The 7,846-nt window shown below is 56.8% G+C and carries 7 protein-coding genes; 3 read left to right on the top strand and 4 right to left on the bottom strand.

Annotated features, from left to right (window positions below; all coding sequences use genetic code 11):
- Window positions 1-205: 205 nt before the first annotated feature.
- On the bottom strand, window positions 206-526 hold the full coding sequence (locus tag Q363_RS29015) for a cupredoxin domain-containing protein (RefSeq protein ID WP_035357687.1): 321 nt from the start codon (window positions 524-526) through the stop codon (window positions 206-208).
- Window positions 527-1,038: 512 nt separating this feature from the next.
- Between Q363_RS29015 and Q363_RS29010 the strand changes: the two genes are divergently transcribed.
- Together Q363_RS29010 and Q363_RS29005 are read left to right on the top strand one after the other, a co-directional pair.
- Window positions 1,039-1,365, top strand: coding sequence for a type II toxin-antitoxin system HigB family toxin (locus Q363_RS29010; RefSeq protein WP_035357686.1), 327 nt, complete (start codon window positions 1,039-1,041; stop codon window positions 1,363-1,365).
- The gene (locus Q363_RS29005; protein WP_051979491.1) at window positions 1,362-1,760 is read left to right on the top strand and encodes a helix-turn-helix domain-containing protein; all 399 of its coding nucleotides are present in this window, start codon (window positions 1,362-1,364) and stop codon (window positions 1,758-1,760) included. The genes Q363_RS29010 and Q363_RS29005 overlap by 4 nt, the downstream gene beginning before the upstream one ends.
- Window positions 1,761-1,784: 24 nt before the next feature.
- On the opposite strand, the gene Q363_RS29000 is transcribed toward Q363_RS29005, so the two are convergent.
- The 3 genes from Q363_RS29000 to Q363_RS47085 all read right to left on the bottom strand — a co-directional run bounded on the left by Q363_RS29000 (window position 1,785) and on the right by Q363_RS47085 (window position 7,534).
- Window positions 1,785-2,075, bottom strand: a complete 291-nt coding sequence (locus tag Q363_RS29000) for a ribbon-helix-helix domain-containing protein (RefSeq protein ID WP_035357684.1) — start codon at window positions 2,073-2,075, stop codon at window positions 1,785-1,787.
- Between the two features lie 485 nt (window positions 2,076-2,560).
- Entirely contained in the window at window positions 2,561-6,178 is a 3,618-nt protein-coding gene (locus tag Q363_RS28995; protein WP_035357681.1) for a glycoside hydrolase family 38 N-terminal domain-containing protein, read from the bottom strand.
- A gap of 1,107 nt (window positions 6,179-7,285) precedes the next feature.
- Complete coding sequence (locus tag Q363_RS47085) at window positions 7,286-7,534, bottom strand: IS66 family transposase (RefSeq protein WP_425387802.1); 249 nt, start codon at window positions 7,532-7,534, stop codon at window positions 7,286-7,288.
- A 41-nt stretch (window positions 7,535-7,575) separates the two neighbouring features.
- Here Q363_RS47085 and Q363_RS28985 point away from each other — a divergent pair, with 41 nt between their 5' ends.
- Entirely contained in the window at window positions 7,576-7,839 is a 264-nt protein-coding gene (locus Q363_RS28985) for a DUF5372 family protein (protein ID WP_281176101.1), read from the top strand.
- The last annotated feature ends 7 nt before the right edge of the window (window positions 7,840-7,846 follow it).

Here is a 7,846-nt window from a genome sequence, read left to right as displayed (position 1 = left end):
CATTGCCGTTCAGATATGAGTTGGCTCTGTCCTGATGAGCACCTTCAGGACGTCGTCACGCTGTTCCTTGAACAGGGTGTAAGCGTCGAGGATTCGGTCCAATGAGAAGGAGTGGGTGAGCAATAGTGTCAGATCAATCCGGCGATTGAGAATGTCGATATCGTTTTCCAGCGCGTCGTTCAGCTGACGATGTCCGATGGAGAATTTACTCCGTGACGTGAAGCGTCAGACGCATGGAGCCGTGTCCGGGGCCACAAAACACGGAACATTGTCCTTTAAAGTCTCCAGTCTTGGTAGGTGTGAAGGCAAGTTCATTGTTCTTACCTTTTTCAATTCTGATATCCAAATTGAGGTCCTTGAACTTGAGTCCATGAGTGACATCGCTAGTAGTCAGCTTAAATACCACTGGCTCATCTTTCTTCACTGTGATGTCGTTCGGCTCATATGTGAATCTCTTGGCCACGATGTTGATCGTGCGTGGCGTTTCCTGAGCCGAGGAGAAGCCCAAGAAGGTCAAGCAACCTATGACTACAAGGCCAACGAATGCTGTTTTTTGTAACGAATCCTAGTTTCATGAATTTACCTCTTTCTTTATCGGCTTCAAATATTAAAGTGCTGGCGCTGCGCTGCCATTGTCTGAATCTGGCTATTTTTGCCCAACCCCTCGAAAAGGTCTAATTGGCAATAGGGCCCTAGGCATCCGCCAAGTGCACGGGCGTTACGCCATAGCCATAAACGACACACCAAGTGCACGGGCGTCACAGCAAGTGCACCGGAGCCGGTGACTCTAACGAGCCAACTGTTCATGAAACCAGGGGGGTAACCCCCAATATTTAGCGTGGATATCGGTCCCGTGGGTATTTTTATGCACAAGAGGTCATCCCCCCTAGATTTTGTATCGTCCGACCAATTCCATGGATATGGCGTAACGCCCCTGCCGGTGTCGATGCACTTCCTGGTACGCCCTCAACCACGCCCTGAGCCCGACCCCATCTTTTCAACTTGACAAGTTTTCAGAATGAAAAGATAATCGTCCTCATGCACGTGGTGACCCTGAAGCACTTGAACGTAGCTGCCACGAAGTACCCGGATGCGGCCAAAGAGATAGCTGCCTGGCACCTCATCGTGAAGGAGTCCCGGTGGACAGACTTCATCGACGTGCAGAAGACGTTTCCCGACGCGGATGCAGTGGACGGCTACGTTGTCTTCAACATCCGGCACAACCGCTACCGCTTGGTCACCGTCATCCACTACGCTCGCGACCGGCAGGGCGTGCAGACTATGGGACACGTGTACATCAGGTCCTTTCTGACGCATAAGCAGTACGACAGCAAGGCCAACTGGGATAAGGAGTTTGGAAAATGACAACCGCAACCCTAGCCAACCCCGTTGAGGCGATCAAGCGCGGAGCACCCCACGTCATCCATTCGGACGCAGAGCTCTCCGTATACACGAAGGCTCTGTTCCACCTCACATCCAAGGCCAAGACCACACGCTCCGAGGACGAGGCCATCGAACTGCTCACCCTCCTCGTCGAGAAGTACGAGACCGAGCACTACCCCGTACCTGCAGCCGACCCTGTCACCGTCCTCCGCTCCCTCTTGAACAGCCATGGCCTCCGCCAGAAGGATCTAGCAGATATCTTCGGCGGTGAAGGCAACGTCTCCCAGGTGTTCGCTGGGAGGCGGGACCTCAACAAGGATCACATCGCCAAACTAGCCGCGTGGTTCAACGTCTCCCCGGCGGTCTTCTTCGGCTGATCGTCGTCGTCATCATCATCATCATCAAGAAGCCCTCGACACCCCGTCGAGGGCCATTGCCTGGTATCTTCGCTCAAGCCGATCGAGAACATCTTCAACGGGCACACCCGGTTTTCTTTCCTCGATCGCCTGCTGCCACACCTGGCGCAGCTCCTCGACTCCTTGTTGCCGCAAGTTTCGTTTTTGCGTCCAGTCTCTGAGAGCGTCCCGGACAACTTCGCTGCTTGATGCATACTCTCCGATGTCGACAGCCTGACGCAGGAGGGCCACCATCTCCGGAGGAAGTGCAATGCTAATCTTCTCGACGGATGCCATAAGATGGGTCTCCTCTGGTAGGAATTCTTCCTACCAGTTTAGCGTAGCTCAAGGATGGCCGCCAACTAGGGCCAGTCTCAGAATACGGACAACATAGCACGGTAAGCCGCAGCAAGTATTGGAAACACATTGCTTATTGGGCTGCTCTGTAGCTTTGATCGCCTAATGGCGCTATGTTTCAGAGGTAATTTGGCGTACTGATCGAGGCTGTGGGCACTGGTCCTCCCCACTCAACGGGCGAGCTACCACTACGGTTTAGGTTAAGTCTCTGATTTTCTAGTGAATGCCTAGGCGCTCACAACCTACCCTAATATCCGGCCCTTTTAGAGCCACGACTACGCCAAAATATCTCTGAAAGACTACGCCAGATAATTCTGAAAGTGACACCCTAGTCAGCATAACGACAAGCAGCAAAAAAGCGACCATGCGGCAGGATGTCAGCCGCATGGTCGCAATGGTGAAGCAGGGAGGCGACTACCGGTCCACTACTGAGCCGGCTCCTGCGAGGTAGGTTGCGCTGAGTGTCTCAGCGTATCGGAGAGAGCTTGCGCCGGCATCACCGTCGGGTTCTCATTCGCAACCGAGACCGCCAGCACACGAACCTTGTCGTTGTTGGGCAAGGTCAGGGTCTTGGCGTTCGCAGGGACGTCCATCGCATAAGCAAACAGGTAGGAGTACCGGTAGGGCTCGTTCAGCCCATCGGCGGTGTGATAGTGCGAGGCATACCAGGCCACATCGGCCGGCTTCACATAGCCCTCGCGTAGCCCGGCGTAGTCGTCCGGATAACGAGGAGAAGGCACAGCCGTCTCACGCGCCTTGAAGTCACCCGGCCATGCCGGGTGATGGGCCGAGATCGCCCAATCACGATGATCCTCGGTCTTCCAGATGCGCGTATCCCACTGGCCGATAAACCCGCTCCAGTCCTGGACATTGACCTTCGTCGTCCTGCTGCCCACGCGGAACTCCACCTCCTGGTCGCCGCCCTCTGACGCAGCCAGAAGATAGACGCGATTGAATTTACCCTCAGGCAACTGGATCGTCTGCTCCTTGGCGACCACCGCGTTCGGCGTTCCCGTAGCCGCAGGCTCCAGCTTGAAGTTGACGCCGCGGAACGAGAGCTGTGCCGGCAACATCTCCGCAGGGAACGCATCGCCCTTGCCGTCCATGCCGCCGCCACCCGTCTTGGTGTCGTCATTGCTCGCCGTCGCCAGGTCATACTTCAGGTTGACGCTCTGCGAAGTGACCGGAGCGACGGTCGCCTTGGCCGCGCCCAACTTCAGCGCAAACGTCCTCGGCTGGTAGCCCACAAACGATGCCACCAGCGCGCCATCCGCCAGCTTCGCCTCGCCAACCGGCTGCTCCTGCCCATTTACCTCGCGCGCCGCACTAACGGGCGCAGCAAACGAGACGCGCACATCCTGTGCAGGCTTGCCGTCCAACTCGACCAACCGCACAATCGTCTCGTCGCCCGCCTCGGCCTTCTTCAGTGCCAGTATGCGCACTCGCGAGTTGCTCACATGAACTAGCGAGAAGCTTTTGCCCAGAGTGCCTGCGTGCTTGACCGTCGAGAACGCCCGCAACGGATCATTCAGGCGATACCCCTGCCAATCCGTCTGCGCCTCACGCCATCCCGCAGCATGGCCAATGAGCCCGAACGAGAACTCGTGGTGTCCCCAGTCCTGGTTCGCCTCGTCGGAGTACGGTCCCGGCCCTCCGTTGCTCGAAGGCTGCAGACCCGGCGTGCGCAGCAGGGTTAGACGAATCATGTTGTCAGCAGGCTTATCGGAGGCATTCTTGGCCTCGGTCAGGATCGTCGCGCCAAAGCCGCCGCTCTTATCAGTGAGATCGATCCAACGATGCGAGAAGGTCTCGAACTGACGATCTGTCGCATTCGGCCGTTCGATCGTCCCCACCTCTTCGTTGTAGGTCGCATTCGGGTTCGAGGCCGTCAACGGAAACGCCACCTTCAGATTGACCGCCTTGCTGCGCCAGTCGATCTCGTTCGCGAACTCCACGCGATTGCCCGCATCGCCCGCAGCCAGGCTGATCGTCTGCAGAAACTTTGATCCCATCGCCTCGCGCGACACCTCGATCGACACTCGCACCGGCCCGTTCTCCTTGATGCGAGTCTTCGCCGGCCCGCCAACATAGCTCACTGGCGCCGCCTGCTCCTGGTCAAAGTCCATGTTCCACGCCGGCCACTGCTTCGGCGTGTCGTTTGAGAAGGCCATGCGAATCGGGGCCGACAGCAACTCCTTTTTCAAATTCTTGTCGAACACACTCGACACATCCCCATCCGCGTTCACCTGCACCTTGTAACGCGCGTTCTCAAGCGTGTTCGCCGTCACCTTCAGCACCGAGCTGGTCGCCGGAACCGAAGCCGCAACCACGTCGTATACGGCAAAGCCGACTGACGGAGCCTTGGCCACAAACAGCACCTTGCCATCTTCCATCTGCGCCGGCATATCCTCGCCGTTCGGACCCTTCACCCACACTGCCTGCGGAGCCGCACCCGTAAACGGTACCTTCGCCTCCACCAGGTCCTCACGGTCGATGTTAAGCGAGTTGAAGACAATCAGCGGCGTCCCGCTCACCTGCGTATTCATCCCCGAGGCAACCGCCTCGGTGGCGCTAGTCAGCACCCCCGCAAACTGGTTGGCCACGATGATGTCGTCGTTCCACGCGAACTCATACGCGCGCGGCGTCGCCGTCCCCGCAGCCGTATCGTGGAAGTGCCCGCCCAGCGCAAGCGTCCACGCATCGTTCATGCGCTTCTGTGGATAAGCCCGGCCCCCCATCCATGCCGCCGCAACCGAAGCCTCCTCCGCCGCCTCCGCAAGCAATTCGTTCTTAATCACCCAGCGCTTGTGGTAAGCCTGCGAGGTCAACGAACCCGCCGAGTGATTGATCAACTCAAGATCACCCTTGTACGACGGCATCTTCGCCGTCATCTCGGGCTTGATGTCGTTGAACAACTGGTCGGCCTGGGTCTCGATCACATGCACCGGACCTTCGCCCACGCGCACGCTCTCCGTCGGCGTCGGCGCCGGCTTTAGGAAATTCGGCCGCGGAGGTGGGGGCAGTACCGTCTCGCCCTTGGTCGCGATCGCCTCCAGCATCTTCACCGAAAACTCCTGCGTCGCTCCGCCGATATCCCCGGTGCCCACATAGTGGTAATCGGCAAAGATCCCAGTAACCTTGCCGTCCAGATCGATACGCTTCACCCAGTTCGGCTCATTGTTCCGCACCCGGTTCCGCGTAAGCAGGTTCTTCTGCTGCAAGGTCAACGTCGCCATCTCCTCCGGTGACACCACAGGCATTGGGAGCGGCGGATTCTCCTTGCTCAAATCGGTATAGACATTGCTGTTGTAGCTGCTCGGATTCAGCGCCGCAATCACCTTGCTCCCATCCGGCCCAACCCAAATCCCCACGTTGAACGGGATCCCCTCAGGAGTCTGCTCGGGCGACCCAGGTCCGCCAATCTTCGGCGCCGGCTGCCACTCCGCATTCAGCTTCTGCGTCGAAAATCCCTTCACCCCCGCATGTGCCAGGATCGCCGGCAGCGAAGCAGGGAAGCCAAAGCAGTCCGGAATCATGTACTCATTGCTCGCCTTGCCGAAGTCCTTACGGTAGTAGTCATTGCCGTACAGAACCTGCCGGAAGATTGCCTCCGCACTCGGCAGATTGACGTCACCCTCTTCCACAGAAGACCCAGCCGGGAACCACCGCCCCGCCGCAACATACTTCGTCATCCGCGCATAATCGTCGGGGAAGTATTCCTTCATCAACCGATAGCGATTCGACCCCGTCCAGTTGAAGACATAGTGCGGATACTTGTCGATGTAGTCGAAGTTCACCTTCAGCGTTTTCAACAAATACTCGCTGATCGTCTGCGGCATCTCCCAACGCCACTGCGTATCCAGGTGCGCATAAGGAACCACATACAGCGTCGGCACCTTGGTAATATCCGGAGCCTTGTTGATCGGCCCCTGTTGCGCGACAAGAGGAAGGATCAATGCCAGCGGGGCCAGACAGAAACCCTTGATGCGGAGTCGATAGCGCTGCTTCAAGGGATGACGATGTGCGGAACACTTCAGATGCATGGGCGAAATGCCTCCAACCCCAGCCGGGGCTCGTAAGACTACACAGAACAGCATGCGAGAGATGAGCATCCACACTCAAACTCCGCAAAACCTAAGTGCGAGCGATCAACGTGGAACAGAGGAACTGCGGGGCATGCACTCCGCTCAAGGCCCACTGCGATCGCGACAGTCCCATAACCAGGTCAAGGATTACGTCATCCATAATATCGTCATAACGAACGACCGGCGAGTCAACACATGGGAACAGGTAGTGTGCTTTATTGTGCCCACGACATCTACCCCATAGACCTCTGCCACCCAAACCGCGTCGGAGGATGAACACCAAAACTCCTACCCCCCAGGCGGCGATTCCAGGCTTTGAGTGCAGCGTGACATCCAGGAAGCGGTACTATTGGAAACCCGGTTGCGAAGCTGCGAGGCCTATCTTGAACGCGTGATAATTTGATCTGATGAGTCAAAGTCTGCGAGTTGAAAGGCCAGCTGAATTCACAACGCGAGCCAATGACCGGCTCGCATGGGAGACGAAACTGCCTTTACTAGATGCATGTCCCCGGCAAAGTCACAACGGATGACTTGGGTGGAACTGTTGCAACACTCCGGAAAGAGACTCTCCTAATGTCGGGCTGAAGGAACACCGAGTTCCGGACGGTAGTGAGAAAATGTCCGTTGAAAGCCTGCTCCGTCTCGATACCCATATGTCGCAGCCACGCCGTGTCTGCGACCGGCGAGAGATGATAAGTCTGCCGGCATTCTTGAAACTGATCCTCTGACTTTCGCTGAAAGCCCATACGATGTATGGCTCCGTTTCCTTTGCTTAGTCCGCTGTGGATGGGGAACACACGATTGAACACCTCATAAGACAGATTCTTCTATCCCCTGAATGGTGGGAACAACCGCTCTGGTCAATGTGGGTGCGGTAGGCCGAACTTAGTAAACATCTCCTTTGTCAGCGAACTCGCACATGAATGGCTGTCATTTTATTCCCTGGCGAGTGAAAGGTTGATGGGAGATAGCCTCTACTTGCTGAACCGTCATATCGAGTGTGTGTTCATTTAGGTCTCAAGCGAGTAATTGATGTGGCTGCTCCCCGCATCTCTGGTTGTTGTCTCATCGTTGCCCGTACCCGAGTAATCCATTTGCGGAAGCGGGTTTCGACATTTTGTTTTTGCTTTGAATTAAGCAGTGGCGCTCGTGTAGAGTTAGCTGCCTTGCCTGTGCCGATCGAGTGCTCTCAACGATAGAAAAGATGGCAGGCACATATGGTCCAGCTTCTGCACTGCCTACGTGTACCCAGTTGCGGCATCCGATAGCGATCGGACGCATGGAGTTCTCGGCGAGGTTATTGTCGAGCACCATCAACTACAGCTGATCCCAAGGATGAGAGTGGCTGGTTCACTATAACCCATCCTTTCCATCCGTTGCGCGGGACGCGCTATGAGCTCCTTGAGCGCCGTAAAAACTGGAGCGCGGATCGGGTGTTCTATTTCGACGGTAATGGAACACAGCGCTCTTTTGCGACCAATTTGACCGACGTGCTGCCTCCAGATGCCTTCCTGGAAGCGTCGGCCGGCCGCGCGCCGTTTCGCCTGGCCGATCTGCTGGAGCTTCGAGAACGGCTAGATCGTCATTCGGCCAAGAAGGCAGGGATTGATCATGTGTAAAGGTAAA

Origin of the sequence: Edaphobacter aggregans DSM 19364 (assembly GCF_000745965.1) — a bacterium.
GTDB lineage: Bacteria > Acidobacteriota > Terriglobia > Terriglobales > Acidobacteriaceae > Edaphobacter > Edaphobacter aggregans.
This window is presented reverse-complemented; position numbering and strand designations above follow the sequence as displayed.